The organism is Millisia brevis NBRC 105863, assembly GCF_001552615.1.
Classification (GTDB): Bacteria; Actinomycetota; Actinomycetes; order Mycobacteriales; family Mycobacteriaceae; genus Millisia; species Millisia brevis.
On sequence record NZ_BCRN01000016.1, the window covers coordinates 67,830 to 94,805 of the forward strand.

Genomic DNA, 26,976 nt, shown 5'->3' on the forward strand with positions numbered 1-26,976 from the left:
ACGGCCCTCGGTGCGATCCCCGTCACACCCGCTCGACCGTTAGCCGCCCTCACCGGCCGGCAGCGGCGGCATCGCGAGCTGCCGGCATTGCGCGACGATCGCGTCGTTGCCGTCGATGACCAGGTGATCCTCGTCCATCCAGCCGGTGCCGACCGCAGTCGCCCGGGTGACCAGCCGCAGCCAGCCCGGTTCGGGGATATGCCGCAGATAGCTCGACATCTGCACGGTCGGAGCCCAGCCGGGGCGTCCGAGGTTGAGCGTGATCGGCGGGCTGGTGTCACCGGCCATCAGGCCGAACAGCGCCCGCACATCGTCGCTCTTGGCGTCCTCGTCGAACAGGCGCAGCCACAGCCGGATCTCCGGTCCACCGATCGATCCGGTCAGGAACGACGCCGAGCGCGGGTCGATCGCCATGTCGATCCCGGCGGCGATGTGGATCACCGCGGCCAGCGGGTGGCTCGGATCGACGGTCAGACCCAGTTCGCCGGGTTCGACCGGCATCTCCCGACAGACCTCGTCGTCGGACTGCACGTACCTCTCGTCCGGATGCCCGAGGACCACCAGGGCGCGGACGTATTCGCGCCCCTCCTGGAGCGCGGAGACCGCGATGTGCACCACGCGCCGGCCGCGCTTGACGACATCGGTGGTCAGCTCGAGCCGGCCCGGATCGGGAGCCGACAGGTACGAGGCGGTCACCGCCAGGGGCTGGCGGGTGTCCAGTCCCTCGGGGTCCTCCGCCCGCAGCCGATCGCGGGCGGCCGCGGCCAGCACCGCCATCAGGGCGCCGCCGTGCACCTTCGGTCCGATCGTCCACATCGGATCGACGACGGCGACGAACCGCGCCGGGTCGGCGCCGTCCGGCTCCAGCGTCACCAGATCGGTGAAGGGGTGCCCGGTGCGGGGCAAGCGACTCATCGAAGCGGCCTTCCGTAGTGCGTATGCGGATCGGGACCCCCCGGGGTGGCGGGGTCGGGATCGGTGCTGCCGCGCGCGAAGTAGCCGCGGGAGGCGACCAGGGCCCGTTCGAGGATCTCGGTGCGCTCGCGGACGGTGCGCGCCGACTTGGTGGTCACCTCGACCGCGGCGCTACCGGCGAATCCGGCCTCGACCGCCGCTCGGCAGACCTGCTGGATCGGCTGGGTACCCGCGCCGGGCACCATGTGCTGGTCGAGGGGATGGCCGTCGCCGTCGGCGAGGTGGAAGTGCACCAGACCGGCCCCCATCCGCCGGGCCAATGCCAGCGCGTCCACGCCGGCGGCCGAGGTATGCGAGAAGTCGAGCGTGTAGTGGCGGTGGCCGGTGTCGGTGGGGTCGAAGGAGGGCCGATAGGCGCTCGCCCGGCGCGAGTTGGCCGAACTCTCCGGCCCGAGGCCCGGGTTCTCCCTGAAGCGGTGGTCCGGCAGCGGCCGATCGGCGGACCGACCTCTCCTGCGCAGGCGTCCGGCGATCAGCCGACCGGCCTGGACGGGAAACATGTTCTCCACCCCGACCGCGACCCCGGTGCTGTCCTCGAGGCGTTCGATCTGCTCACCGATGCGGTCGGCGTAGACGCGTTGCCACCGAAAGGGCGGGTGCACGACGACCACCTCGGCGCCGAGCTTCTCGGCGGCCTGCACCGAGCGGTCGAGCTTGGCCGCGGGGTCGCTGCCCCAGACCCGCTGGGTGACCAGCAGGCAGGGCGCGTGGATCGACATCACCGGCATCCGGTAGCGCCGGGAGAGCCGCCCGATCGCGTCGATGTCCTGGCTGACCGGGTCGGCCCAGATCATCAGCTCGACGCCGTCGTAGCCCAGTTCGGCCGCGTAGCGGAAGGCGGCGTCGGTGTTCTGCGGATACGCCGAGGCCGTCGACAACGCGATCGGGGTGATCGGGTTGGCGTTCACCCCGTACCGAGCAACATCGCCAGCGGTCCGAGGGTGACCAGTGCGCCGACGGCGACCGCCAGCACCACGCTGAACAGGTCGTCGGCCCGGCGCAGAATCCGGATGACCGTCACCAGCGCGATGATCACCAGGATCGCCAGCACCACCGCCAGGACCGGCAGGTCCTGCCAGAGCCGCTGGAAGCCCAGGAACAGCCCGGCGCCGACGGCGACGGCCACCAGCGCCTGGCCGACCAGGATCGCCCACTCCCGGACGTTGCCCGGGGCGTGGTGGGTATGTGCCTCGGCCGCGTCATCGGATGCGGCGTCGGTGCTCACCGAATCGGCGCTCACCGAATCGGCGCTCGTGGAATCGGCGCTCGTGAAATCGGCGCCGGCCGCGGTGGTCGGCACCGCCGGGTCCGTCACGTCGTCGGTGGCGGCGCCGGCCTCGGGGGTGGCTCCTGCCGCGCCCACGAGTGCGGCGATCGGGGCCGGACCCGGGGTGGCCGCGGGCGGGGTGGTCACCGGCGGGCTGGTCGCCGGCGGGGTGGCGGGTGAGGCGGTGGTCACCGGCGTGGCGTCGGTCGGCGCGTCCGCATCCTCGACGGCGGCCGGGGTGATCGCCGTCGGTCCGGTGTCGACGCCGCCGGCCTCCTCGGGCTGATCGATCGACTCGTCGGCACGCCGACCGCGGCGCTTGAGCAGCCGGGTCAGTCCGGCCCGCGCCGGCTTGGCCGACTCGTCCGCGTCCTCGGTGTCGGGGGCCTCCGGGGTCGTTTCGTCCACAGGGGGCGCCGCCGGGGCGGCCGGGACGCGGGAACCGGGCGGGGGTGGGATCGCGGGCCGCCACTGGATCGGCGACATCACCTCGGTGCGCTCGGCCGGCGATTCCGGATTGCGCTGCTGGGCGGGGGTGCCGGACGTGGCCGGGGCGCTCTCCCGACGCAGGGCGTCGGTATTCCAGGGCAGATCGCGCGACTGCGGCACGGCGGAGCCGTCCGGGACCGAACGGCCCCCGGCAGCGGGAGCGGCAGGTGCGGGCGGCGTGGGGTTGACGCGCGCCTTCGGGACCGGGACGGGAGCCAGGGTCGGGCGACCGGCGGCGGGCGCCTCGACGATCGCGTGACCGTTGGTGGCCGGGGCAGCGCTGGTCGTCGGGGTGGCGTCAGTGGTCGGGGCGGGGCCGTTGGTGGCGGGGGCAGGACCGTTGGTGGCGACGGCGGTGCCGTTGGTCGCGGGCGCGTCCGAGGGAGCCGTGCCGTTGGTGGCGGGGGCCGCGCCATTGGTGGCGGGGGCGGCGCCGCTGGTGGGCGCGGCGCTGTTCGCGCCGGCCGCGTCGCTGTCCGCGGCGTCGGTATCGGTCGACTCCTCGAGCCGGGGGACCTTCGGAATGTCACCGGTCAGTTCGGCGACCGAGATACCTCCGGACACGCCTCGGCGGCGTCGGCCACCGGCTTGTTGTCCGTTGACCTTCTGGCCGTTGCGGGCCAGCAGTTCGGCAACAGTGACCTGCTTGCCGTCCTCATCAGTACTCATCTCGGGCTCTCCACCAGATCTTCGCCGACCTTACGACCGACCACCGGATCCTCGCCCGGTTCCGAATCCAATCGTCGCAGGATCAGTCCCTCGCGCAAGGCCCACGGACAAATATGCAGCGTATCCAGCGACAATGCACGCATAGTGGCCTCCGCCACCAGGGCGCCGGCGACCAATTGGGCCGAACGATCGGAACTCACACCCTCCAATTCTGCACGGTCGGCGCTGGTCATCCGCGCGATGAAGGCGATCACCTGCCGCAGACCGGTCGCGGTGAGGTGCCGCGGGACCCGCAAACCGGCCGCCGACGGGGCGGCTCCGGTCAGCCGGGCGAGGGAGCGGAAGGTCTTCGACGTGCCGACCGCCAGATCCGGGGTACCGGCGGCGAGCAGGTCGCGCGACGGCTCGACCAGTTCGGCGTCGAGCCAGTCGCGCAGCACGGCCACCCGGCGCTTGCTGGGCGGATCGGAGTCGAACCAGTCCCTGGTCAACCGCCCGGCACCCAACTGCAGGGACATCGCCACGTCGGGGGTCTCGTCGACGCCGCTGCTCAGTTCGAGCGAGCCGCCGCCGATGTCGAGATCGAGGATCCGCCCGGCGCTCCAGCCGAACCACCGGCGAACCGCCAGGAAGGTCAGCCGCGCCTCGGACTCCCCGCTGAGCACCTTGAGCTCGACGCCGGTGGTCCGCCGCACCTCGGCCAGCACGTCGTCACAGTTGCCCGCCTCCCGCACCGCCGAGGTGGCGAAGGCCATCAGCTCGCCGCACCCGGAGGTCCGGGCGATATCGGCGAACTCACCGACCGAGGAGACCAGCCGCTCGGCGCCCACCCGCGTGATGTTGCCGGTGTCGTCCAGGTTCTCCGCCAGCCTCAGAGCCGCCTTCGTCGAACTCATCGGGGTGGGGTGACCGCCACGATGGGCATCGACCACCAACAAATGAACGGTATTGCTACCCACGTCCAAAACGCCTAACCGCACGCCTCTACGGTACTGCCTCCACTCGACACGCCGATTCGGTCTAACCTCACGACGGTGACCAGCGATTGCGATCGGAGCCTGGAGGCCGCTACGAGCCGGACCGCCACGCCCACCATTCCCGCGCCGGAAGTGGAACTCGACTTCCCCCGCGAATGGGTGCAATTTATGGATCCGGCCAACACCGAGCACCTCATCAAGGCCGACCTGACCTGGCTATTGTCCCGCTGGACCTGCGTTTTCGGCACTCCCGCCTGCCGCGGAACGGTCGCCGGGCGGCCCGATGACGGGTGCTGCTCGCACGGCGCCTTCCTGTCGGATGACGACGACAGCGACCGATTGGCCGCGGCCGTCGAGATGTTGACCGACCAGGACTGGCAGTTCCGCGAGAAAGGCCTCGGCCGCAAGGGCTATCTCGAACAGGACGACCTCGACGGCGAACCCGCCGTGCGCACCCGCAAGTTCCGCGGCGCCTGCATCTTCCTGAACCGTCCGGGATTTGCCGGCGGTCCCGGTTGCGCGCTGCACATCATGGCGGTGCGCAAGGGCATCGAGCCGCTCGAGGTCAAGCCGGACGTCTGCTGGCAGTTGCCGATCCGGCGCACCCAGGAGTGGCGGACCCGCCCCGACGGCTCGGAGATCCTCGAGACGGTGATCGAGGAATACGACCGCCGCGGTTGGGGCGAGGGCGGCGCCGACTTGTCGTGGTACTGCAGCGGATCGCCGGACGCGCACGTCGGCACCCGGCCGGTGTGGCAGTCGTACGAGGCGGAGCTGACCGAATTGCTCGGCCGGCCCGCCTACGACGAGTTGGCCGCGCACTGCCGACGGCGCCAGGGCCTCGGCCTGATCGCGGTGCACCCGGCGACCCGCGAAGCCCAGCGCCTCGGCCTGCGCCGGGACTGACCGCCCCGGCGCCGAACCGGAGCCGACTCAGCCCTCGAGCTTGTAGCCGAGTCCGCGTACGGTGATCAGGAATTCCGGATGCGCGGGATCGCGCTCGATCTTCGAACGCAGCCGCTTGACGTGGACGTCGAGCGTCTTGGTGTCGCCGACGTAGTCGGCGCCCCAGACCCGATCGATCAATTGACCGCGGGTCAGCACCCGGCCGCTATTGCGCAGCAGGAATTCGAGCAGGTCGAACTCCTTGAGCGGCAGGGTGATCGGGTCGCCGCCGACGGTCACGACGTGCCGGTCGACGTCCATCCGGACCGGGCCGGCGGCCAGGATACCGGTCGCCGCGTCGGTCTCGCCCTCGCCACCGCGGCGCAGCACCGCGCGGATCCGGGCGATCAGCTCACGAGCGGAGTACGGCTTGGTGACGTAGTCGTCGGCGCCGAGTTCGAGTCCGACGACCTTGTCGATCTCGCTGTCGCGGGCGGTCACCATGATCACCGGGACGTTCGCCCGCTGCCGCAACTGCTTGCAGACATCGGTACCGCTCATCCCCGGCAACATCAGGTCGAGCAGCACGATGTCCGCGCCCACGCGGTCGAACTCGGCGAGGGCGGAAGGGCCGTCGCCGACGACCAGCGCCTCGAAACCCTCCTTGCGCAACAGGAATGCCAGCGGGTCCGCCAGCGACTCCTCATCCTCGACGATCATTACCGTTGTCATGTGTCCTCCGAGCCGGTGATCGATCCCATCCGGGTACCGCGCATGGCCGCCCGCATGGGCGATCCCGCGGCACCGGACCCGCCTCCGGAGCCCTTGCGGGTGGCCGGTGCGGGAGTATTCGGTTGCGCCTCTTCCCGATACAGCGGAAGCCTCAGCGCGAAGGTCGACCCGGTGCCCAGGCGGCTCCACAGGGTGACCTCGCCATGGTGATTGGCGGCGACGTGCTTGACGATCGCCAGTCCGAGCCCGGTACCACCGGTCGCCCGCGATCGTGCGGTGTCGACGCGGAAGAAGCGCTCGAAGACGCGCTCGCGGTGCTCCGGGGCGATGCCGATACCGCGGTCGGTCACCGCGAGCACCAGCCGGTCGTCGCGCACGCCCCGCGAGATCGACACGCTCGAGCCGCTGGGTGAGTAGGCGATCGCGTTCTCGACCAGGTTGGAGACCGCGGTTACCAGCAGGCTGTGGTCGCCGAAGACCTCGAGCCCGCTCGGCGCATCGGCGACGACGGTCATCCCGGCGGTCTCCGCCTTGGTCGCCGAGCGCTCGATCGCCTCGCGCACCACCGAGTCGATATCGACGACGTCGAGCGCGGCTGTCGGTTCCTCGGCCTGCAAGCGGGACAGCGAGATCAGCTCGCCGACCATATTGCCCATCCGCAGGGCTTCGAGTTCGATGCGGCCGCCGAAGTGGCGCACCGAGTCGGCGTCGTCGGCCGACTCGAGCAGCGCCTCCGCCAGCAGGGAGATCGCGCCGACCGGCGTCTTGAGTTCGTGGCTGACGTTGGCGACGAAGTCGCGCCGGGTCGCCTCGAGGCGGACCATCTCGGACTCGTCCTCGGCGAAGATCAGCACGAACCGCGGGTCCTCGGTGGTCAGCATGCGGGCGGTGCCGCGCACGGTGATCGTCACCGTCGGGGTCCCGGTGGTCTCCGGGGCGGTGGTCAACTCGATCGGTACGACGCCGCCGCGATCGAAGACGCGCTGCGCCGCCGCCCAGATCCGGGGGTCGACCGCGCGGCCGTCCGGGACGAGGGCGAGTTGCTCGGAGCGAGGGTTGTGCAGGATCACATCCTGGAACCGATCGACCACGACGATCGCGCTCTCGGACGCCGTGACGATCAGTTCGAGAACCTTCGAAAAGGTCAGTCCCGATTCCCGACGCCGACGCTCGGCGCGTCGCCGTTGCCAACGCGCCCCCAGCACCAGGCCAACGATGATCCCGGCGATCAGGAATGCCAGGAACTGCAGGACCGTCACATCCAGAAATATACGGGCGTCCCGACTCCCGGTGAATGTCCGGGAGTCGGGTCCACCCGACCGCCATCGGGAATTGCGCGGCCATTCACCGCGCGTTTCCCGAGCTTGTGTGGTGGATTACATTCCTGCCTGGAAGCGGCTACTTACCACCCCGCCCGGCGAAGCCGTGGCGGCTACTTGCCACCCTGCCCGGCGACCGCGGCGGCGCCGGCGGCGGCGGCCTCCGGGTCGAGGTATTCGCCACCGGGGACCTTCGGCACCAGCACGCCGTCGACCTCGTCGAGGTCGTAGCGCAGCGGGATGCCGGTCGGAATGTTCAGCGCGGCGATGTCGTCGTCGGAGATCTTGTCCAGGTACTTGACCAGGGCGCGCAGCGAGTTGCCGTGCGCGGCCACCAGCACGGTCTTTCCGGCCTTCAGCTCGGGAACGATCGTCGACTCGAAGTACGGGATCAGGCGGGCGACCACGTCGGCGAGGCACTCGGTGCGCGGCACCTCCGGGAGGTCGGCGTAGCGAGGATCGGCGTCCTGGGAGTAGGTCGAGCCGAGTTCGATCGGCGGCGGCGGGGTGTCGTAGCTGCGGCGCCACAACATGAACTGCTCATCGCCGTACTTCGCCTTGGTCTCGGCCTTGTCGAGCCCCTGGAGGGCGCCGTAGTGGCGCTCGTTGAGCCGCCAGTCGCGAACCACCGGGATCCAGAGCCGGTCGGCCTCGTCGAGCGCGAGGTTGGCCGTGACGATCGCGCGACGCAGCAGCGAGGTGTAGAGCACGTCGGGCAGCAGCCCCTGCTCGGCGAGCAGCCGTCCGCCACGCTTCGCCTCACCGACACCCTTCTCGGTGAGTGAAACGTCCACCCAGCCGGTGAAGAGGTTCAGCGCGTTCCATTCGCTCTCGCCGTGTCGCAGCAGGACCAGGGTTCCGATAGTCATGGCTCGATTTTCCCATGGGTCCGGGGCGTCGCGCCTCATGTCGGGGGAATGTTCACACGGGCATTCCCGACCGGACGGCGCGACGCCCCCACACGACCACGCCGTCGTGGCTTCTCGGGCGTGACTTCTCGGGCGCGCTACTCGTCGGCGCTCACCCACGGCGCCGAGACGCGGCCGCTCCAGTTGGCGAGCCGCTCGGTGGCGTCGGCCCCGGGGCGCGGCTCGACCACCGGGCCGAAGGGCACGTCGTCCATCGCCCGGATCTGCGCCGGGATGAATCGGGTCGCGAAGGCGAAGGCCCCGTCGACCGCGGCGGCATCGGCCCGGGCGGGCTGCCCGGTGGCCACCGCCAGGTCCCAACCGTGTACCAGGGTTTCGTTGACGTATCCCCAGAGCACGCCCGCGCCGGGTACCTCGCCCCAGGGCACGACGATCGGGGCGGTCAGCCGGCTGTCGTCCCGCCAGGTGTCGATCGCCTCGGCGACGATCGGGGCGTAGTCCGCGGCGGCGTGGGTCGGCAGATCGACCGCGACGGACATGACGTCCCGACCGGCCCCCGCCGCCGCCGCCCGCTTGCCGGTCCCCACGATGTGGCGGATCAGGCCGAGAACGTCGAATTCGGTACACGGGGTGGGCAGGGCGTACTGCTGCTCGGTGACGTTGGCGAGCAACTCGGTCATCCAGGCGGTCGCGGCGGCATAGGCCGGGCGCGGATCGGTGGCGGTCGGGGCGGCGGTCGGGGCGGTGGCGGTCGGGGCGGTGGTACCGGTCATGGTCTTCTCCCGGGTCGAGTCGTGTGGGCTGCTCGTCGTACGGGAATCAGTTCACCGCCATTTCCTGACACCTGCTGTCAGGTTTTCCGGGAGAATCGAAAATATGCGGGCCGAACGACTGATCGCGGTGCTGATGCTGCTCAAGGGGCGGGAGCGGGTGACCGCCGCCGAGATCGCCCGGCAGCTCGAAGTCTCCGAACGCACGGTATTCCGCGATATCGAGGCGCTCTCGCTCTCCGGGGTGCCGGTCTACGCCGAGCGCGGTCGGCACGGCGGATTCGCGCTGCTGCCGGGCTACCGCACCGATCTGACCGGGCTGACCCTCGACGAGGCGATCGCGCTGCTGGCGGGTTCCGGGCGGATCGACTCCGCCGCCTACGCCGGTGCGATGCGGAAGGTGACCGCCGCGATCCCGGAGACGCATCGCGCGCGGGTGAACGATGCGGCGCAGCGGGTGCTGGTGCGGCCGGAGGGCTTCGTGCGCCCGGCGCCGACGATCGCGGCGCTGCCACTGGTCCAACGAGCGGTGCTCGACGGTCGACGGCTGCGGGTGCACTACCGGCGCAACGAATCCCAGCAGGCGCAGTGGCGGGTCCTCGATCCGATCGGCCTGATCGTCGCGGGCGAGGTGTGGTACCTCGTCGCGCTGCGCGACGGCGCCGAGCGCATCTACCGCCTCTCGCGCATGGCGGACGTCGAGCTGCTCGACGAGCCGGCGCAGCGCCCGGCCGAGGTCGACCTCGAGGAGATCTGGCAGCGCCATCGGGCCCAATTCCGCGCCGGCTTCGCGATTCTGGAGCTGACCGTCGAATGCGCCCGAGCCGGCGTGGAGACCCTCGCGACCCATCTTCCGCTGCGCGTGGACCGTCCGGTCGGCGACGACCGCGTCCGCTGCATCCTGCAGACCGTCGGCCGCGAGATGGCCCTCCAGCGCCTCTGGATCCTGTGCGGCATACCGGAACTCGAGCTGGAGGTGATCGAGCCGACCGAGTTCGCGGAGCGGATCGCCGAACGCTCGGCCGCGGTGACCCGCAGACACCAGCGGCGCCCGGAGGGTATCCGGGCGCCGCTCGGCTAACGCATGCGAATCAGCGGACGCGCAGATCCTTGCGAAGGATCTTGCCGGACGCGGACTTCGGCACGATGTCGATGAATTCGACCTGCCGCACCTTCTTGTGCGGAGACACCTGGGCGGCGACGAAGTCGATGACACCCTGCTCATCGATCGTCGAATCGGGCTGGCGCACAACAAAAGCCTTCGGCACTTCCTCGCCCTCGTCGTCGAGGACACCGATGACGGCAACGTCGGCGATATCGGGGCTGGTCAGCAGCACCGCCTCGAGCTCCGCCGGCGGAACCTGGTAGCCCTTGTACTTGATCAGTTCCTTGATCCGGTCGACGATGTACACATTGCCGGCGCCGTCGACGACCGCGAGATCACCGGTGTGCAGGTAGCCGTCGGCGTCGAGGGTGTCCTTGGTCGCCGCCTCGTTGGCCAGGTAGCCGACCATGATGTTCGGGCCGGAGACCCACAATTCGCCCGGCTCGCTCAGTTCGGTGGAGCCGGCCGCCGGGTAGGCGACCTCCTCGCCGGTGGCCGGGTCGACCAGCTTGTTGAGCGTATTGGGCACCGCCGGGCCGACACTGGAGAGCGGGTAATCGCCCTGGTGGGTCACCACACCCTGCACCGACAGCGGCTGCGCGTGCGAGACCGGGCTCATCTCCGACATGCCGTAGCCCTGCGCGACGAGGGTGTCGAGCCGCTTGGACACCGCCAGGCCGAGCTCCTCGTCGAGGGAGGCGGCGCCGGAGAAGATCACCTTCACCGACGACAGGTCGTACTGGTCGACCAGCGGATGCTTGGCCAGCGCGACGGCCACCGGCGGCGCGATGAACAGGTGGGTCGCCTTGTGGTCCTGCGTGAGGGTCAGGAACTGGACGAGGTCGAAACGCGGCATCGTGATCAGCGTCGAGCGCTTGGCCAGCGCCAGGTTGAGCAGCACCGTCATGCCGTAGATGTGGAAGAACGGCAGCACCGCGATGAACTTGTCGCCGGCCTTGATCGCCATCCGGTCCTGGATCTGGCAGACATTGGCCACCAGGTTGCGATGGGTGAGCATGACGCCCTTCGGGACGCCGGTGGTCCCGGAGGAGTACGGCAGCACCGCCAGGTGGGTGGCGGGGTCGAAATCGACCGCCGGAGCCGGCGTACCGGTCGAGATCAGGTCGATCGCCGAGGAGAAGCCCTCCGCGCCGTCGAGCACGATGACCTGCTCGTCGGACAGGCCGACCTTGCGGGCCCCCTCCAGGGCGGCCTCGAGCAGCGGCGAGACCGTGATCAGCAGCTTCGCCTTCGAATCGGTGAGCTGCTTGGCGATATCCGCGCCGGTGAACAGCGCGTTGACCGTGGTGGCGACCGCGCCGATGCGCAGGATGCCGTGGAAGGCCGCCGCGAAGAAGGGCACGTTCGGCGCGTGCAGGGCCACGACGTCGCCGAGACCGATCCCGCGGGCGGTCAGCCCGCCGCCGACCGCGTCGATCAACCCGACCAGGGTGCCGTAGGTGGTCTCCGCCCCGTCCCGACCGTCGATGAAGGCGGTCACCGCCTTGTCCTCGTCGCTCAGATCGGAGAACAGGAAGTCGAAGACGCTGACATTGGGGATCTCGACATCGGGATAGGGGCTGCCGAAGCTCATGGGTCTCCTCTGACTCATTCGGGTCGGCGACCGCGGCGTACCGGCCCGCCGGACATCCGAGCCAGTATGCCTCACATATCCCCTCTTTCGGGAGGGGTCGGCCCTCAGCGAACGCCGTCGACGCTCGCGCGATCCTCATCGGTGATCAGGTGTTCGAAGGCGGCCAGATTCGCCAGCGATTCGCCCCGCGATACCCGCCACTTCCATTCGCGGCGAATGGATTCGGCGAATCCCAGTTCGAGCAGCACATTGAAGTCGCCATCGGCGGCCTCCAGGATCTGGCCGAGGATCCGGTCGATCTCGTCATCGGTGACCAGTTCGGTCGCCAGCCGGCCGATCAGGTAGATGTCGCCCATCGTGTCGATCGTGTACGCGACGCCGTAGAGCCGCCGATTGCGGCGCAGCAGGTAGGTATGCACCCCGTCGGTGTTCTCGTCCGGATGCCGACAGACGAAGGCCTCGATCCGCACCCCGTGCGGACCGGCGGTGAACTGCGCCGGGGTCTTGAGCCGCCGCTCCCCCGGCAGCTGGACGACCAGGACGTCGGCGTCGGGCCGGGCGTATTCGAGCTCGCGTTCGACGGCGATCGCCTCGACGCGGTCGATCACCTCCCGCCGACGCGCCTGCGCCGCATCGGGCCCGCTCACCGGACCGTCACCCGGTTTTCGCGAACGATGCCGGTGAACCGGGGTCCGAACGGGCGTGCCGGCGGGGTGAACAGGCCGGACCGCGCGCGCCGGTAGCTGCCGAGCAGCCCCTCGGCGGTATGCGCCCAGGAGAACCGCTCGGCCTGTGCGCGAGCCCCGGCGGCCAACCGCTCGCGCAGTTCGCGATCGGTGACCAGTCGCTCGACTTCCTGTGCCCACCGGTCGATCTCGTGCCCGGGCACCAGCAGGCCGCTGCGGTCGTGCGCCACCGCGACCGACAGGCCGCCGACCTCCGCTGCCAGTACCGGCGTTCCGCAGGCCTGCGCCTCGATCGCGACCAGCCCGAAGGACTCCGAGTAGCTGGGCACCGCAACGATGTCCGCGGCCCGGTAGACCTGCGCCAGGCGGTCCGGCGGCTGCGGCGGCAGAAACGTGACCGACTCGGACATGCCGAGTTCCGCTGCCAGTTCGACCAATTCGTCCGGGCGCTCCAGCCCGGTGCCCGACGGGCCGCCGACGACCAGCACCCGCAGCGGCACACCGGGATTGCGGCGACGCACCACGTCGGCGGCCCGCAGCAGGATGTCCGGGGCCTTGAGCGGCTGGATCCGACCGACGAAGGCGACGATCGTCTCGTCGGGCGACAGTCCCAGAGCGCGGCGGGCCGCGCCGCGGTCGCCGGGGCGGAAGCGACTCAGATCGGCTCCGGGGGCGACGACGTCGACGCGATGCGGATCGGCCCCATAGGTGTCGATCAGTTGGCGGGCCTCGGCGATCGTATTGGCGGTCAGCCGGTCGGCCTCGGCGACAACCTGCCGTTCGCCGATCTCGCGGGCCGGCGGTTCCGGCCGGTCGCGGGCGGCGAGGGAGGCGTTCTTGACCGCCGCGAGGGTATGCGCGGTGTGCACCAACGGCACCCCCCAGCGGTCGCGCACCAGCCAGCCGACCTGGCCGGAGAGCCAGTAGTGCGAATGCACCACGTCGTACCAGCCGGGGCGCCGGCCCGCCTCCGCGCGCAGGACACCCGCGGTGAAGGCGCACAGTTGCGTCGGCAGATCGTGCTTGTCGAGGCCCTCGAAGGGGCCGGCGACGACGTTGTGGACCGTGACGCCGGGCGCCGGGGACTGCAGCGGTTCGTCCGCCGACGATGTCGCGCGGGTGAAGATGTCGACCTCGACATCGCGGCGGGCCAGTTCGAGCGCGGTCTGCAGGACGTAGACGTTCATCCCGCCCGCGTCGCCGGTACCGGGCTGGGCGAGCGGCGAGGTGTGCAGCGACAACACCGCCACTCGACGTACCGCTGTCTTTCGCTCGACCGTCTTTCGCTCCACCTGATCAATAGTGCCTCGAGCGGGCGCGACCTACGGAATCGCCCACAATCGCCAGGTCGGACCGGCCACCTGCCGCCCGACCGCGTCGTCGGGGATCTCGGCGGCCGGCAGCAGCGAACCGATCAGCCAGCGCGCGGACGTCGAGACCACCACCCGATCGTCGTCGCCGACCACCACGATGTCCGATCCGGCGTCGCGCAGCCGCCCGAGGACCACCGATTCGAAGCGCGATGCGCGCACATCGGCGCCGGCGACCCCGACGAATCGGTCGTCCACCGCGACCGGGTCGGTGAAGGTCAGCACGTAGCTGTCGGTGCCGTAGACGTCGACATAGGGTCCGACGACGTGACGTCGCCCGGTGCGCGCGGGAACGGAGTACCAGGGCGCGGACAGGTAGTCGTAGAAACCGAGCCGGCCGGGGTTGAGCTCGACCTCGAGGCGGCTCGGGATATCGCGCTCGGCACCGTACTGCCACCACTCGAGCCACAGCGGCTGGTCGTCCAGCAGGTCCGGGGCGACGACCACCCCGAGCCCCAGCGGTATGTCCGACTGCGCCAGCATCTCCAGGACCGGTTCGCGCACCCGCCGAATATCCTTCTCGGTCAAGGACTTTCCTTCGGACGCCGCCGATCGGCAGCAGCCGACGAAGAGCCGATGAATCTGCGTGACCGCCCCGAAGATCTGCTCGACCACGCCGCCGACCGCGTCGGCGGCCAGGCGCGCGTCCTCGACCGAGGGGCGGGCGGTCGATCCGCGCATGAGGTCCAACCGTACGCGGGCGGACCGGTTCCCGCGCGGCGTAACCGCGATCGCCTACCGGCGGACGAGCGCGATGTGCACGTCGATCAACGCCAGGGTGGTCGCCTCGATATGTTCCTCGGTCCGAGCGCGGGCGGCGATCGGATCGCGGGCGGCGATCGCGTCGACCACCAGCCGATGCGCCTCGACATCCGACCGCAGGTCGTCGGCCGATCGGCGCAGGCTCCAGAGCACCTGGCCGAGTTCGATCTGCAGATCGAACTGCTGCCGGGTCAGCCGCACCGACTGGGCGGCGGCGGCGACGGCGATGTAATAGCGCCCCTCGAGACGGCGCTGTTCACCGAGACGCGGCTCGTCGGCGAGGCGGTCGATGATCTCGCGCAGTCCGGCGATATCGGACGCCGCGGCCCGCCGCGCGGCCAGCCGGGCGGCGCTGCCGGCGACCGCCGCGCGCATATCGCCGAGTTCGCGCAGTTCGCTGCTGCCCAGTTCGCGCAGCCGGTCGCGGGCCAGTTCGCCGAGGATCGAGTGGTCGACCTGCACGAAGCTGCCGCCGCCGCGGCCGCGGCGGGTCTGCACCAGGCCGTGACTGCGCAGTTCCGCGAGCGCATCGCGCAGGGTGGTCGGCGCGACACCCAGCGCCGCGGCCAGGTCGCTCTCCGGCGGCAACTGTTCGCCGTCCTCGAAGATGCCGAGCGCGATCGCGCTGCCGAGCCGGCGCACCACCGCCGCGCTGCGCCCGACGCCGTCGTCCAGTGGCGCGAGCACCGCACGGCGCGCATCCGCGGTCAGCACCGAATCGCCCCCTCTCGCCCGACGCCGACGACCACCGTTTTCCAACGATCCGATTCCGAGTTCGACCAACTTTTCCGGATCGGTTGCGGACTAAACATATGATCCCATAGTTTTGAAACGCCAGAGGAGCGCGCCGTCGATGTCAGCGCCCCGGATCCTCACCCGAGGAGGTCCGATGACCCGGTTCGAACTGTTCCGTGGCGCCGATGTCCTCGCCGGTGAACCCTTCCGCCCCGCGGCCAAGCGCAAGGAGATTCCGTCCCGATGAAATTCAGCTACGTGATGTTGCCCGACTATCCGCTGACCGACTCCCTGGCGTCGATCCAGCTGGCCGACGAATTGGGCTTTCACGCGGTCTACGCCGCCGACGAGACCTGGCACAAGGACCTGTGGCTGTTGTTCGCCGCGGCTGCCGACAAGACCACCAATATTCGGATGGGGCCGTCGGTCTCCGCGGTGGTGCTGCGCGAGCCGAGCCTGATCGCCCAGGCGACCGCCACCCTCGACGAACTGACCGGCGGCCGGGCCGAGGTGGTGCTCTCGTCGGGCAACTTCGGCCTGCTCGCCCAGTACGGGATGGACTGGAGCACCCAGAAGCCGCTGAGTCGGGTCAAGGAGGGCGTCCACGTCATCCGAACCCTTCTCGACGAGGGTGCCATCACCTACGACGGCGAATTCTTCACCTACAAGGGACTTTTCACCTTCGCCCGCCCGGTCGCCGACCATGTGCCGGTCAAGATGGGCGCGATGCGCGGCCCGAAGTCGTTCCAGGTCGCCGCGGAGTTCTCGGACGGCTGTCACCACGCGCTGAGCTACACCAAGGGTGCCTACGAGTACATGGTGGAGAACATGGCGATCGGAGCCGAGCGCGCCGGCAAGAAGGTCGAGGATCTCGACATCGGTGCCTGGGTCGTCTTCGCCACCGGTGAGGACTCCGCGATCGCCAAGGACGCCGCCCGCTCGATGGTCGGACTGTACGCCTCGGCGATGCCGAACGAGCAGCTCGAGCGCAACGGTGTCGATCCCGCCGATATGGCGCCGATCATCAGCAAGCTCGGCGCCGGCGATCTCGCGGGCTCGATCGATGCCACCACCCCCGAGATCGGCGAGATCCTCTCGGTCGCCGGCACCCCGGAGGAGTGTGTCGCCAAGCTCAAGGAGATCGAGGCGGCGGGCGTCAACCACATGATTCTGGCCATTACCGACGCGACCCTGGTCAAGACCTTCATGGGCCGCGATATCGAGGGCGTTGCGGACGTCGACACTCAGCTGCGGCTGATCGCCGACCGCATCATGCCCGCCTTCCGGTAGCGCCGACTCGGGACCTCCCCCCACCCGGGTCGGCGCTACCGGTCCCCCCGACCGCGACGGTCTAGGGGACACACGCTGTCGGTCGCGTGCGACCGGTCAGGCGGTGCGCGGCAGCGTGGCCGCGCGCCGCAGCGTGCCCAGCGGATCGGCGTAGAGCGAGCCGAGGGCGACCGCGGCGGCCGCGTAATGCTGGACCCGGGCGCCGAAGCCGGTGACGTGCACGGTGGTCGGGGCCAGCGTGGTACGCGCGGTGAATTCCGCGCCGACCGCGGCGAGAGCCGGCCGGTAGTCGGTGAAGGCCTGGCCGCCGAGAATCACCCGATCGGGGTTGATCATGTCCCGCGCGACCGCCACGGCGCGGCCGAGCACCCGCCCGCGCTCGACGAGCAGATCGTGCGCCGCCCGTGAACCGTCGCGCGCCGCGGTGATCACGTTGGCGATCGTGGTCACGTCCGGCACCCCCGCCGCCTGCGCGGCCTGCACGATCGCGCGGTCGCCGACGGTCACCTCGAGGCAGCCGGTCGCGCCGCAGGAGCAGGCCACCGAGCTGCCGGTGGGGAGATGGGCGATCGATCCGGCACCGCTGGCCGGGGCGTGGACGCGGTTGTTCACCGTCAGCGCCAGGCCGACGGTCTCGCGGGCGTAGACGTAGAGCGAGGTGCCGCCGTCCGGCAGCACGGGGGTATCGCCGGCGCGGGTCAGCAGCAGTTCCGCGGCGGCCATCGCCGGCACGTGCGGCGCGACCGAGATCGGCACATCGAAGCGCTCGCCGATCAACCGGCCGACCTGCGCTCCGGTCCAACCGAGACGCGGGTGGTCGACGATGCCGGTGGCGGCGTCGACCGCTCCACCGATCGCGACCCCCACCCAGATCAGACGCGGGCCCCGGCGGCGCGCCGCGTAGGCGGCGGCGCTGTCGGCGATCGAGCTGAGCGCGGTGCTCGGATCCCCCTTGGGCGTGGGAACTTCGACCACTCCGGTGATCCGGCCGCTCGGGTCGGTCGACACGATCGCGGTGCCGGCGGCGCCGATGTGGATGCCGAGCGCCATATGCGCGTCGTGGTCGACCTCGACCGGGATGCGCGGGCGGCCGACGGAGCCGGCGACGGTGAGGTCGGCGCGTTCGTTGAGCAGGCCCGCCGCGAGCAGCGAGCTGACCTGACGGTTGACCGTGGCGGCGCTGGCGCCGGTCTGGCCGGTGATCGTGTCACGGGCGGAGGGGCCACCGAGGATGACCGCTCGCAGGACGGACGCGGCGGGCGAGTCGGCGATCTTGAGCTGGGCCGGAGCGATCCGAGCCCGCCCCGGCGTCACCGGCCGACCGGGCTGAGCCGGTCGCAGCAGGGGCGCCGGCCGACCGGCCGACGCACGGCCGCGGGTCGGAATGCGACTGGAGGTGGAAGCTGCCAGGGAAGTGTTCACTGCTCGTCCTTCGAAACCGGCGGCGCGGGCGGGCGCCGCTCGGATAACGAGTCACGGACGAGCGAGAAGTCTCAGACGTCCGCCGACTCGTAGGGGGATTGGGGCTGTCGGCTCATCGATGAGCGACAACACAATTCACGAGCGAGCGGCAGACGGGAGCCGAGAGCGGCGGTCACGTACGTGACGCGCAGCGCATTGCTCGGCTTGGACACCATGCCGTCAACCGTAGCATCAAAACGCCAGACTTCCGCTTCGTGATGCCTATCACATCATAGCTCCGGCATGCGCGACGGCACGCACCGATACCCCTAGGCTCGGCTGTGCACGCCCTCACACCAGGACGGGGACATTCGTGAAGATCGCCATCGTCGGAGCCGGGTCGGTGGGATCGACCCTGGCCTACACCGCACTGCTGCGCGGCACCGCCCGCTCGGTGGTGCTCTACGACATCGATACGAACAAGGTGCGCGCCGAGGCGCTCGACCTGCGACAGGGCCTGCAATTCATGCCGGCCGCGACGGTCGACGGCTCCGACGACGTCGACATCTGCGCCGATGCCCAGGTGGTCGCGGTCACCGCCGGAGCGAAACAGAAGCCGGGGCAATCCCGCATGGAACTCGCGGCGTCGACCACCTCGATGCTGCGCACCCTGATGCCACAGTTGGTGGCGGTCGCCCCGAACGCGATCTTCGTGATGGTGACCAATCCGGTCGACGTGGTCACCTACGCCGCCCAGCGGATCACCGGTCTGGACGGAGCTCAATTGTTCGGCTCCGGAACGGTTCTCGACTCTGCGCGGCTGCGCGGGCTGATCGCCGAGCACTGCGGCGTCGCGGTGCAGAATGTGCACGCGTATATCGTCGGCGAGCACGGTGACAGCGAGATCCCGGTGTGGAGCAGCGCCGTCGTCGGCGCGGTTCCGGTCACCGAATTGACCACCGCCGCCGAACGCGACGCGACGGCGACCGACGTGGTGCGGGCGGCCTACGAGATCATCAAGGGCAAGGGCGCGACCAACTATGCGATCGGCGCGTCGGCCAGCCGCATCATCGACGCGATCCTGCGGGACGAGAAGCGGGTGCTGCCGGTCTCGACGACGGTGCACGACTACCACGGGATCAGCGACGTCTGCCTGTCGGTGCCGACGGTCGTGGGCGCGGGCGGCGCGGAACGACAGCTCGTGATCCCGATGACCGACGAGGAGATCGCCGGGCTGCGCGCCAGCGGGGATTCGATCCGGTCGACCGCCCGCGGGCTGGGTTTCTAGCCGACCGGCGGGAGCTCCACCCCGACGAGCACCGGCTCGGGTTCGAGGGTGATGCCGAACCGCTCGGCGACGCCGTCGCGCACCTCGGCGGCCAGCGCCAGGATGTCCGCGGTGGCGGCGGCGTCCGCGTTGGTCAGCGCCAGGGTGTGTTTGGTCGACAGCCGGGCCCGGCCGCCGGCCGCCGGGTAGCCCTTGTGGAAGCCGGCGCGTTCGATCAGCCACGCCGCGGACAGCTTCACCGCGCCGTCGGCGGCCGGATACTGCGGCACCGCATCGGCGCCGGAGACGCGCGCCGCGCGCTCGATCGCGGCCGGCGCGTCGGCGGCGGCGATGATCGGGTTGGTGAAAAACGAACCGACACTGTAGGTATCGCGATCCTCGGGATCGAGCACCATCCCCTTGCCGCGGCGCAGCGCCAGGACCCGGTCGCGCACCGCGGCGGCCGGGCGCCGCTCGCCGGCCTCGGCGCCCATCGCCGCGGCCAGTTCGCGATAGCGCAGCGGGGCGGACAGGCCGTCCGCCCGCCCACCGAATTCGACCGCGAGCACCACCAGCCGCGAGCGGCCCTTGAGCACGCTGGTGCGGTACGCGAAGCCGAGTTCCTCCGGCGCGGCCCAGCGGCTCGAGCCGCTCTCCCGATCGAACAGGTGCACCCGGCGGATCAGCTCGGCCACCTCGACGCCATAGGCGCCGACGTTCTGCACGGGGGTCGCGCCCACCGCCCCCGGGATGCCGGACAGGCACTCCAGCGCGCCCACGCCCGCCTCGACCGATCGGCGCACCGCGTCGTCCCACACCACGCCGGCGTCGGCGACGACGGTGTCGCCGTCGATCCGCAGCCCGCTCGAGACGATCCGCACCACGGCGCCGCGGAAGCCTGCGTCGGAGACCACCACATTCGAGCCGCCACCGAGCAACAGCACCGGGACGCCGGCCGCGTCGAGACCGCGCAGCACCTCGACGAGCACCTCGGTCGAGTCGCAGGCGACCAGCAGATCCGCCGGGCCGCCGGTGCGCAGGGTGGTCAGCTCGCCGATCGGCCGGTCGAGGTCGACCCGCGCGCCGAGATCGGCGAGGCGATCGGCGAGACGACCGGTATTCGTGTCGGTTTCCACGAGCAGTCACGGTAGCCTCCCGGGAATGGCCGCCTCATTTACCCAGAGTTTCTCCACCAGCGTCGTTCCGGTCGATGCCTACGCCGACGCGATCGTCGACCGCACCTTCTGGAACGACCGCCTCGCCGCGGTCGGCGGTCCGGGCGGACGGATCACCTCGTTCGAGGGGGACGGCAAGAAGGCCGACGTCACCCAGGTGCAGGTGATCGCCAAGGACCTGCTGCCGCAGGCGGTGACCGCCTTCCTGCCCGGCGACCTGGAGATCGAGCGGCACGAGATCTGGACGCGCACGGCGGACGGCGCCGACGGCCGGTTCACCGCTTCGGTGGCCGGCGCCCCGGCGACGGTCGACGGGACGCTGTCGATTCGCTCGGTGGACAAGCAGGCGACGGTCACCGTGCACGGTGAGGTGGAGGTCAAGGTTCCGCTGATCGGCGGCCGCATCGAGAAGATGATCATCGAGCAGCTCCAGGAGCTGATCAAGGCCGAGCACGGGTTCGCGGTGCAGTGGCTCGAGAGCCGGTAGCTCGACGGTCGGTAATCTGACCCACCATGGCGCGTCGCATGAGTTACTCCGCCCGGCTGCGATTCGAGACCGGCCAGGTCTACGAGGCGTTGCAGGACACCGGCTATTGGGAGCACCGGATCGAGGAGTTGCGCAAGTACTCCCCCAACGAGATGGTCTCCCTCGAGGTGTCCGACTCCGGTATCGACGTGGAGTTGCACCACATCCTGCCGCGCACCGAGCTGCCGGAGATCGCGCAGACGGTGATCAAGAAGGACATGGTGATCACCCGCCATGTGCACTTCGACCCGTATACCGAGACCACCGCGGGCACCTACAGCGCGTCGATCCCCGGCGGGCCGGGCTCGCTGACCGGTGAGACCTCGCTGTTTCCCACCGAGACCGGCTGCACCCTGCGGACCACCTCGACCGCCAAGGTCTTCGTCCCCTTCGTCGGGCCGCGCCTCGAGCAGCTGATGTTGGTCAACCTGGTCGACCTCTTCCGCGCCGAGGGCGACCTGACCGCCGAGTGGCTGACCAAGAAGGGCTGATCCGGGCGGCGCCGGGGCGCGCCGAGGGGGTGATCACCCGCGGCACCACCGGTATCAATCGGTTGCGCCGCATCGACCGGCATTCCCTGCGCGAACCGGTGGTCGTTGCCGCGCTGGGCGACGATCCGCGGCCTCTGGCGATCGACCTGGGCTACGGGGATCGGCCGGTGACCACCCTGGAGTGGGCGGGCCGACTGCGCGCCGCCGCACCCCGGATCGGCGTGGTCGGCCTCGAGATCGATCCCGAACGGGTGGTCGCCGATCGCGACGGGGTCATCTTCCGGCGCGGGGGCTTCGAACTGGCCGGGCTGCGCCCGACGCTGCTGCGGGCGATCAACGTGCTTCGGCAGTATCCGGAGGAGGCGGTCGAGCCCGCCTGGGCGCGGTTGCTGGGCGGTCTGCGCCCGGGCGGGGTGCTGATCGAGGGCACCTGCGACGAGATCGGGCGGCTCTGCAGCTGGGTGACGCTCACCGGCGACGGTCCGCGCACGTTGACCCTCGCCTGGGATCCGGCCGCGATCGAGCGGCCCTCCGACCTGGCGGCGCGGCTGCCCAAGGCGCTGATCCACCACAATGTCCCCGGCCGGCCGATCCACGAGACGCTGCGGGCCGCCGATCATGCCTGGGAGGCGGCGGCGGGGCTCACCCCGTTCGGGCCGCGGGTGCGGTGGCGGGCGGCGCTGGCGTCCCTGGCGGCCGCCGGGCTGCCGGTCGAGGTATCCCGTCGGCGGCTGCGCGACAACGTCCTGCGGGTGCCCTGGGCGCACGTGGCGCCCTGAGGAGCGGCACGGATGGGCGTCAGTCCTCGACGGCGGCGCCGGGCAGGCAGGCCCGGTGGATCTCCACGGCCAGGTTCACCAGATCGATCGCGGCGCCGTCCAGGGCCCGCATCGTGTCCCAGACGGCGCTGAGTCGACGCGCCATCGGCAGCCCGTCCACCCGCACGCGCACCAGGCGGCCGTCCTCGAGGTCGGAGCGGGCGGTAAGCGAGGACATCACCGCGGGCGCACGCAGGGCGTAGACGGCCTCGCGGACGGCCGCGAGGGTATCGACCTCGATCGCGGGGGCGACCGCCGCACCGAGCAGATCGTCGATCGTCGATCGCGGACCGCAGCCGGGCCGGCGCTGGACCAGCGCGGTGCGCGCCAGGGTGGCCCGGTCGACCGCGTCCAGGGTGGTCCACTGATGGTCCGGGGACACGACCACCACCAACTCGTCGGTCCAGACGGTATGGCGCGACAGGTCGGACGGCACCCGGGCGTCCTCGACGAAGCCGACCGCGACCGTCCCGTTGCGCACCGCCTCGATCACCTCGGGGGCACGTCCCGGTCGGCAGCCGATCCGCACCCCGGGGTGGACGCGGCCCATCGCGGCGGTCCAGCGCGGCAACAGGTACTCGGTGAACGTCGCGGTGGCGGCGACCTGCACCGCGGGCTCCTCCGGGTCGCCCGACTCCGGGTGCGCCGCCGCCGGAGCCGGGTGCGCCGCCGCCAGGGCCGCGGCACCCGAGCGGATGCGCCCCGCGTCGTCGAGGACCCGACCGATCCATTCGACGACCGCCACCCCCTCGGCGCTGGTGCGCACCCCGGTCGGCGAACGCTCGAAGATCGTCACGCCCAGCGACCGTTCGACCCCGCGCACCCGGGCCCCGATGTGCTCACGGGAGACCGAATGCAACCGAGCGGCCGCTCCGAGGCTGCCGAGGCGCGCGACGGACGACACCATCGCCAACGACGTGAAGTCGAAGGACGCCTCGCCAACCATGTCCGATAAATTACCGATCGAACCGACCCGCGACTTGATCGCACCGAATAAAACCATCCGTATGGTTCATCCGATGCGACGTATCGGTACAGCGGTACGTCCCGTCGTGAGGAATCACGGGATTCGGCGGCTCCCCGTCCGGACCGCTGCGCGGCAGGCACAATTGAAGCCGATGAGCACTCGACCCTCGGGCCCCAATGCCCCACAGACTTCGTCCACGCGTCGCCGGGGCACCGGCACGATCATCGCGGTGGGGGCCGCACTGGTGGTGGTGCTGCTGGTACTCGGCTCGGTCGTCGGGGAATTTTACCTGCGAAACCGGATCACCGACTGCCTGGAGGATCAGCTGTCCGCCCAGATCGGTTCGCCGACCTCGGTGGAGCTGGGCTCCCGGCCGATCCTGTTGACCGCCCTGGACGACACGGTCTCGTCGGTGACGATCCGCAACCAGGATGGCGTCTTCGGCAACGCGCGGGGTATGGACGTCGAGGCGACCGTTCACAACGTGGTCGTCGACGGCTCGACGCCCGCGCGGGTCGGCTCCTCGGACGCCACGGTGCACTGGAGCGCCGACGGGATCCGCCAGACGCTTTCGGAGAGCGGGATCGGGCCGCTGCTGACCGACGTGACCACCGACCCGGCCACCGGCACGATCCGGGTGGTCTTCGGGGCGCTGGCGGCGCTGACGGTGGCGCCGGAGATCTCGGGCAACTCGATCGAGATCCGGACGGTCGACGCCTCGTTGCTCGGGCTGGGGATTCCCACCGACCTGGCGAGCAGCGTCGTCTCGACGCTCGCGTCCGGCCTGCAGGTCTACCCGCTGGGCATGACGCCGCAGACCGTCGAGGTCGACGCCGACGGGGTCGGCCTGACCCTCGCGGGCGGCGAGTACTCGCTCAACGCCACCTCGGATACCGGCGCGGTCCCGCAGACCTGCTGACCTGCCGCGCCGGCTCGATCCCGGACGATCAGGCGGGAAAGCCGTCGAGGACCTCGCGGGAGCGGGACAGCCCGAGCCGGGTGGCGCCGGCGGCGATCATCGCCGCGGCGGTTTCCGCATCCCGGATACCGCCGCTGGCCTTGACGCCCAGGCGCCCCCCGACGGTGTCCGCCATGATCCGCACCGCCTCGACGCTCGCCCCGCCGGCCGGGTGGAAGCCGGTGGAGGTCTTCACGAAGTCGGCGCCGGCGCGCTCGGCGGTGACGCAGCACTCGGCGAGCAGGTCCGCCCCACCGGGGGCGGCGAGCAGGACCGCCGATTCGAGGATCACCTTGAGCACCGCCGACCCGCCGATCGCCTCGCGGACGGTGACGATGTCGGCGAGCACCGCGGACATATCGCGCTCGAGGGCCGCGCCGACGTCGATGACCATGTCGACCTCGGCGGCGCCGGAATCGACCGCCAGGCGGGCCTCGGAGCCCTTGATCAACGAGTGGTGCTTGCCGGAGGGGAATCCGGCGACCGTGGCGACCACCAGCGATTCGGGTGCCCGCACCGGCAGCACACCGGGCGACAGGCATACCGCGACCACACCGAGGTCGACGGCCTCGGCGATCGCCTCGGCGACCTGCGCCGTGGTCGCCTCCGGGGCGAGCAGGGTGTGATCGATCATCGCGGCCACGGTCGCCCGCGTCGGGGTGTCGAGGATGTTCCCGTCGGTGGTCATGTCCCCAGCATCGCACCCGCTCCACCGGCCGTGCGAAGCTGACCGGTATGACCAGCTCGACCCCCCGAGGCGCGACACCCCAGCGCTCAACCCCCCAGCGCTCAACCCCCCAGCGCTCAACCCCCCAGCGCTCGACCTCCCAGCGCCAGTACGTCTTCACCCTGGGCTGCCCGGACCGCACCGGCATCGTCGCGGGTATCTCGTCCTTCATCGCCGAACACGGCGGCTCGATCGCCGAGGCGGCGTACCACGCCGACGCCGACAGCGGCTGGTTCTTCACCCGCCAGGCGGTGGACGCGCGCACGATCGATACCTCGCTCGAACAGCTGCGGGCCGGATTCGGTGCGGTCGCCGCCGACTTCGGTTCGGATGTCGAATGGGCGCTTCATGATTCGGCGGAACCCAAGCGCATCGTGGTGCTGGTCAGCAAGGAGATGCACTGCCTGCACGACCTGCTCGGCCGAAATGCGCAGGGCGAGTTGCCCGGAACGATCGTCGCGGTGATCGGCAATCATCCGGAGCCGGCGACGCTGGTCGAGGCGCACGGGGTGGTCTTCCACCACGTCCCGTTCGCGAAGGACCCGGAGGATCGCGCGGAATCGTTTGCCGCCCTGGCGAAGCTGGTGGATTCGTTCGACGCGGATGCGATCGTGCTGGCCCGCTTCATGCAGGTGCTGCCGGCCTGGCTCTGCGAGAGCTGGGCGGGGCGGGCATTGAATATCCACCACAGCTTCCTGCCGTCGTTCGTCGGCGCACGGCCCTACCACCAGGCCTTCGCGCGCGGCGTCAAGCTGATCGGGGCGACCTGCCACTACGTGACCGGCGAACTCGACGCCGGACCGATCATCGAGCAGGACGTGATCCGCGTCGACCACTCCGACACGATCCCCGACCTGGTGCGTCAGGGCCGCGATATCGAGAAGCTGGTCCTCGCCCGTGGGCTGCGCTGGCACCTCCAGGACCGCGTCCTGGTGCACGGCCGCAAGACGGTCGTCTTCGACTGACGACCCCGCGCCCGGCGGCGATCAGGCGTCGACGAGGACCCCGCCGGGCCGGCCGATCGCCGGCTCGTCGGTGTGCTGAGCGAGCCGGATGATCTCGGCGTTGGTCTGCTCGACCGCCTCGACCGGCAGCATGTGGCCGACGCCGGGGATCTCGATGAACCGGTACAGCTCACCGGTGTCGGCGAGCTTGGCCGCGATCCGGTAGGAGTGCACGGCCGGGGTCAGCCGGTCGTCGGCGCCGACGAGCACCGTGGTCGGCACGGTGATGTTCTCGAGGCCGCTGTAGATGTCCAGGTCCGCGAGCATCAGGCCCCAGGCGCCGCGGGTCTTCGGCGAGCAGGACCGCACGATCCGGGCGCTGAAGTCGACCTCGGCGCGGGTGGCGTCCTTGCTCAGCGCGACGTAGCGGATACCGGAGAGCACCAACGGGCTGGTGAGCGTCTCGGCGGGCAGCGGCAGCTCGGTGCCGATGCTCGCGCGCAGCAGCGCTTCGGCGCGGGCGGGCAGGCGACGGCGGAAGGGCAGCACGCCGAGGTCCTGGAGCAGCTGGTTGGCGCCGGTGCTGGCCAGCACGATGCCCTTGGCGTAGCGGGAGACCTCGTCGGGGCGACGCCCCGCCCACGACATGATCGACATGCCGCCCATGCTGTGGCCGACGATGACGGCGGGCTTGGCGGGATCGACGGTGGCCTGCAGAACGTCGGCGAGGTCGGCGCCCGGGGTACCGGCGGTCAGCCGGGCGGAACCCATCGTCGAGTTGCCGTGGCCACGCTGGTCGTAGGTGATGACGCGGTAGCGGTCGGCCAGAGCGTTGATCTGCGGGGCCCAGAACTCGGTGCAGCAGACCCAGCCGTGGCACATCACGATCGGTTCGCCGTCGGCCGGGCCGAACTCGCGGACGAACAGTTCCGCGCCGTCGCCGGTGCGCACCGTGCGGCCGCGGTCGGGGGCGGTGATCGAGCCGATCAGATCGTCGACGCGGGTCGGGAGCAGGTCCTCGACCGGAATGCGGCGGTTGCCGATCGCGGAGTCGAGGATCGCGGCGGGAGCGGGCGGCTGATGCCGCCGTCGAGCGAGTCCGGCCATCGCGCCGGCAACCGAGACCGCAGCCCCACCGGCGGTGATCAGAGCGGCCTTCGAGCCCATCTTCCCGCGCATTTTCACTCCTTGTCCGCAAACGTCGTTCG

The 26,976-nt window shown here is 70.7% G+C and carries 28 protein-coding genes; 9 read left to right on the forward strand and 19 right to left on the reverse strand.

All coding sequences use genetic code 11. The annotated features are described in order from the left end of the window. Positions 1-39: 39 nt before the first annotated feature. From MB1_RS19855 to MB1_RS19870, 4 genes are read right to left on the reverse strand one after another with little or no spacing between them, the layout of a single operon-like run. On the reverse strand, positions 40-915 hold the full coding sequence (locus MB1_RS19855; RefSeq protein ID WP_084352262.1) for a thioesterase family protein: 876 nt from the start codon (positions 913-915) through the stop codon (positions 40-42). Then, the gene (locus MB1_RS19860) at positions 912-1,883 is read right to left on the reverse strand and encodes a sugar phosphate isomerase/epimerase family protein (protein ID WP_245650275.1); all 972 of its coding nucleotides are present in this window, start codon (positions 1,881-1,883) and stop codon (positions 912-914) included. The genes MB1_RS19855 and MB1_RS19860 overlap by 4 nt, the downstream gene beginning before the upstream one ends. Continuing rightward, positions 1,880-3,400, reverse strand: coding sequence for an Rv0497 family membrane protein (locus MB1_RS26845; RefSeq protein WP_066911552.1), 1,521 nt, complete (start codon positions 3,398-3,400; stop codon positions 1,880-1,882). Before MB1_RS26845 ends, MB1_RS19860 begins: the two co-directional genes overlap by 4 nt. Then, positions 3,397-4,380, reverse strand: coding sequence for a Ppx/GppA family phosphatase (locus tag MB1_RS19870; protein WP_066911555.1), 984 nt, complete (start codon positions 4,378-4,380; stop codon positions 3,397-3,399). Before MB1_RS19870 ends, MB1_RS26845 begins: the two co-directional genes overlap by 4 nt. Before the next feature lie 165 nt (positions 4,381-4,545). On the opposite strand from MB1_RS19870, the gene MB1_RS19875 reads away from it, so the two are divergent. Further along, positions 4,546-5,283 carry a DUF3109 family protein gene (locus MB1_RS19875; protein WP_245650285.1) on the forward strand — a complete coding sequence of 246 codons (738 nt, stop codon included), beginning with the start codon at positions 4,546-4,548 and terminating at the stop codon, positions 5,281-5,283. Between the two features lie 27 nt (positions 5,284-5,310). Here the strand turns inward: MB1_RS19875 and MB1_RS19880 are convergent, their stop codons facing one another. The 4 genes from MB1_RS19880 to MB1_RS19895 form a co-directional block, all read right to left on the reverse strand. Then, positions 5,311-5,994: a winged helix-turn-helix domain-containing protein gene (locus MB1_RS19880; RefSeq protein ID WP_066911558.1), complete on the reverse strand. Its 684-nt coding sequence runs from the start codon at positions 5,992-5,994 to the stop codon at positions 5,311-5,313. Further along, a complete protein-coding gene (locus MB1_RS19885; RefSeq protein ID WP_084352264.1) occupies positions 5,991-7,253 on the reverse strand; it encodes a sensor histidine kinase in 1,263 nt (420 codons plus the stop codon). The genes MB1_RS19880 and MB1_RS19885 overlap by 4 nt, the downstream gene beginning before the upstream one ends. A gap of 173 nt (positions 7,254-7,426) precedes the next feature. Next, positions 7,427-8,182, reverse strand: coding sequence for a phosphoglyceromutase (locus tag MB1_RS19890; protein WP_066911561.1), 756 nt, complete (start codon positions 8,180-8,182; stop codon positions 7,427-7,429). A gap of 137 nt (positions 8,183-8,319) precedes the next feature. Then, complete coding sequence (locus MB1_RS19895; protein WP_066911564.1) at positions 8,320-8,955, reverse strand: TIGR03086 family metal-binding protein; 636 nt, start codon at positions 8,953-8,955, stop codon at positions 8,320-8,322. Between the two features lie 103 nt (positions 8,956-9,058). Between MB1_RS19895 and MB1_RS19900 the strand changes: the two genes are divergently transcribed. Beyond that, positions 9,059-10,033, forward strand: a complete 975-nt coding sequence (locus MB1_RS19900; protein WP_066911567.1) for a helix-turn-helix transcriptional regulator — start codon at positions 9,059-9,061, stop codon at positions 10,031-10,033. Positions 10,034-10,043: 10 nt separating this feature from the next. Here the strand turns inward: MB1_RS19900 and MB1_RS19905 are convergent, their stop codons facing one another. The 5 genes from MB1_RS19905 to MB1_RS19925 all read right to left on the reverse strand — a co-directional run bounded on the left by MB1_RS19905 (position 10,044) and on the right by MB1_RS19925 (position 15,183). After that, positions 10,044-11,651, reverse strand: coding sequence for an AMP-binding protein (locus MB1_RS19905; RefSeq protein WP_066911570.1), 1,608 nt, complete (start codon positions 11,649-11,651; stop codon positions 10,044-10,046). 104 nt (positions 11,652-11,755) lie between these two features. Next, positions 11,756-12,259 carry a type III secretion system chaperone family protein gene (locus tag MB1_RS19910; protein ID WP_245650286.1) on the reverse strand — a complete coding sequence of 168 codons (504 nt, stop codon included), beginning with the start codon at positions 12,257-12,259 and terminating at the stop codon, positions 11,756-11,758. Positions 12,260-12,294: 35 nt separating this feature from the next. Beyond that, positions 12,295-13,629, reverse strand: a complete 1,335-nt coding sequence (gene mshA / locus MB1_RS19915) for a D-inositol-3-phosphate glycosyltransferase (protein WP_218000282.1) — start codon at positions 13,627-13,629, stop codon at positions 12,295-12,297. 30 nt (positions 13,630-13,659) lie between these two features. Continuing rightward, the gene (locus MB1_RS19920) at positions 13,660-14,388 is read right to left on the reverse strand and encodes a cache domain-containing protein (RefSeq protein WP_066911576.1); all 729 of its coding nucleotides are present in this window, start codon (positions 14,386-14,388) and stop codon (positions 13,660-13,662) included. 54 nt (positions 14,389-14,442) lie between these two features. Next, on the reverse strand, positions 14,443-15,183 hold the full coding sequence (locus MB1_RS19925) for a FadR/GntR family transcriptional regulator (RefSeq protein ID WP_066911579.1): 741 nt from the start codon (positions 15,181-15,183) through the stop codon (positions 14,443-14,445). A 264-nt stretch (positions 15,184-15,447) separates the two neighbouring features. Between MB1_RS19925 and MB1_RS19930 the strand changes: the two genes are divergently transcribed. Beyond that, on the forward strand, positions 15,448-16,494 hold the full coding sequence (locus MB1_RS19930) for an LLM class flavin-dependent oxidoreductase (protein WP_066911582.1): 1,047 nt from the start codon (positions 15,448-15,450) through the stop codon (positions 16,492-16,494). 96 nt (positions 16,495-16,590) lie between these two features. Here the strand turns inward: MB1_RS19930 and MB1_RS19935 are convergent, their stop codons facing one another. Together MB1_RS19935 and MB1_RS26110 are read right to left on the reverse strand one after the other, a co-directional pair. Then, entirely contained in the window at positions 16,591-17,916 is a 1,326-nt protein-coding gene (locus tag MB1_RS19935) for an ROK family protein (protein WP_084352269.1), read from the reverse strand. A gap of 71 nt (positions 17,917-17,987) precedes the next feature. Further along, positions 17,988-18,131, reverse strand: a complete 144-nt coding sequence (locus MB1_RS26110) for a hypothetical protein (RefSeq protein WP_169801705.1) — start codon at positions 18,129-18,131, stop codon at positions 17,988-17,990. A gap of 137 nt (positions 18,132-18,268) precedes the next feature. On the opposite strand from MB1_RS26110, the gene MB1_RS19940 reads away from it, so the two are divergent. Next, positions 18,269-19,183, forward strand: a complete 915-nt coding sequence (locus MB1_RS19940; RefSeq protein ID WP_066911585.1) for an L-lactate dehydrogenase — start codon at positions 18,269-18,271, stop codon at positions 19,181-19,183. Here MB1_RS19940 and MB1_RS19945 read toward each other — a convergent pair. After that, positions 19,180-20,298: a UDP-N-acetylmuramate dehydrogenase gene (locus MB1_RS19945; protein WP_084352270.1), complete on the reverse strand. Its 1,119-nt coding sequence runs from the start codon at positions 20,296-20,298 to the stop codon at positions 19,180-19,182. The two genes, MB1_RS19940 and MB1_RS19945, sit on opposite strands and share 4 nt — an antisense overlap. Positions 20,299-20,323: 25 nt before the next feature. Here MB1_RS19945 and MB1_RS19950 point away from each other — a divergent pair, with 25 nt between their 5' ends. From MB1_RS19950 to MB1_RS19960, 3 genes are read left to right on the forward strand one after another with little or no spacing between them, the layout of a single operon-like run. After that, positions 20,324-20,824 carry a DUF2505 domain-containing protein gene (locus tag MB1_RS19950; RefSeq protein WP_066911588.1) on the forward strand — a complete coding sequence of 167 codons (501 nt, stop codon included), beginning with the start codon at positions 20,324-20,326 and terminating at the stop codon, positions 20,822-20,824. Positions 20,825-20,850: 26 nt separating this feature from the next. After that, the gene (locus MB1_RS19955; protein WP_066911591.1) at positions 20,851-21,354 is read left to right on the forward strand and encodes a DUF2505 domain-containing protein; all 504 of its coding nucleotides are present in this window, start codon (positions 20,851-20,853) and stop codon (positions 21,352-21,354) included. Then, positions 21,333-22,133 (forward strand): class I SAM-dependent methyltransferase, encoded by an 801-nt coding sequence (locus tag MB1_RS19960; protein WP_245650276.1) that lies wholly within the window; start codon positions 21,333-21,335, stop codon positions 22,131-22,133. The genes MB1_RS19955 and MB1_RS19960 overlap by 22 nt, the downstream gene beginning before the upstream one ends. Before the next feature lie 19 nt (positions 22,134-22,152). On the opposite strand, the gene MB1_RS19965 is transcribed toward MB1_RS19960, so the two are convergent. Beyond that, positions 22,153-23,118 carry a LysR family transcriptional regulator gene (locus MB1_RS19965; protein WP_169801706.1) on the reverse strand — a complete coding sequence of 322 codons (966 nt, stop codon included), beginning with the start codon at positions 23,116-23,118 and terminating at the stop codon, positions 22,153-22,155. Between the two features lie 172 nt (positions 23,119-23,290). Here MB1_RS19965 and MB1_RS19970 point away from each other — a divergent pair, with 172 nt between their 5' ends. After that, complete coding sequence (locus MB1_RS19970) at positions 23,291-24,058, forward strand: LmeA family phospholipid-binding protein (RefSeq protein WP_169801707.1); 768 nt, start codon at positions 23,291-23,293, stop codon at positions 24,056-24,058. A gap of 28 nt (positions 24,059-24,086) precedes the next feature. Here MB1_RS19970 and deoC read toward each other — a convergent pair whose 3' ends face one another. Continuing rightward, on the reverse strand, positions 24,087-24,785 hold the full coding sequence (gene deoC / locus MB1_RS19975; RefSeq protein WP_066911600.1) for a deoxyribose-phosphate aldolase: 699 nt from the start codon (positions 24,783-24,785) through the stop codon (positions 24,087-24,089). Positions 24,786-24,832: 47 nt separating this feature from the next. Between deoC and purU the strand changes: the two genes are divergently transcribed. Continuing rightward, a complete protein-coding gene (gene purU, locus MB1_RS19980; RefSeq protein ID WP_084352272.1) occupies positions 24,833-25,789 on the forward strand; it encodes a formyltetrahydrofolate deformylase in 957 nt (318 codons plus the stop codon). Positions 25,790-25,810: 21 nt separating this feature from the next. Here the strand turns inward: purU and MB1_RS19985 are convergent, their stop codons facing one another. Further along, positions 25,811-26,947 carry an alpha/beta fold hydrolase gene (locus tag MB1_RS19985; RefSeq protein WP_245650277.1) on the reverse strand — a complete coding sequence of 379 codons (1,137 nt, stop codon included), beginning with the start codon at positions 26,945-26,947 and terminating at the stop codon, positions 25,811-25,813. Between the last annotated feature and the right edge of the window lie 29 nt (positions 26,948-26,976).